At 65.6% G+C, this 343-nt stretch carries 1 protein-coding gene; it reads left to right on the top strand.

The features are described from left to right. The coding region (locus tag HX846_RS38830; protein ID WP_178967656.1) for an SDR family oxidoreductase at positions 1 to 302 on the top strand (302 nt) is incomplete at its 5' end. Positions 303 to 343 lie beyond the last annotated feature (41 nt).

Genomic DNA, 343 nt, shown 5'->3' with positions numbered 1-343 from the left:
CGGCGGCCAAGGCCGGCGTGCCGGGGTTGTGTCGGTCGCTGGCGGTGGAATTGGCGCCGTTGGGGATTCGTTGCAACGCGGTGATTCCGGGGTTGATCGAAACGCCCCAGTCGCTGGACGCGAAGAACTCCCTCGGGCCGGAAGGGCTGGCGAAAGCGGCGCGGGCGATTCCGCTGGGCCGGGTCGGGCGGGCGGATGAAGTGGCGTCCCTGGTGCGGTTTTTGACCAGTGAGGAGTCGAGCTACCTGACCGGGCAGAGCATTGTGATTGATGGTGGCTTGACCGTGCGCTGGCCGGACTAACCCCCAGTTTTAAGCCGGACTCGCTCCCACATTTTTGACCG

Source organism: Pseudomonas sp. K5002 (genome assembly GCF_013386655.1).
Classification (GTDB): Bacteria; Pseudomonadota; Gammaproteobacteria; order Pseudomonadales; family Pseudomonadaceae; genus Aquipseudomonas.
Note: the sequence above shows the minus strand (reverse complement) of the source record. Positions and strands in the feature narration are given on the sequence as shown.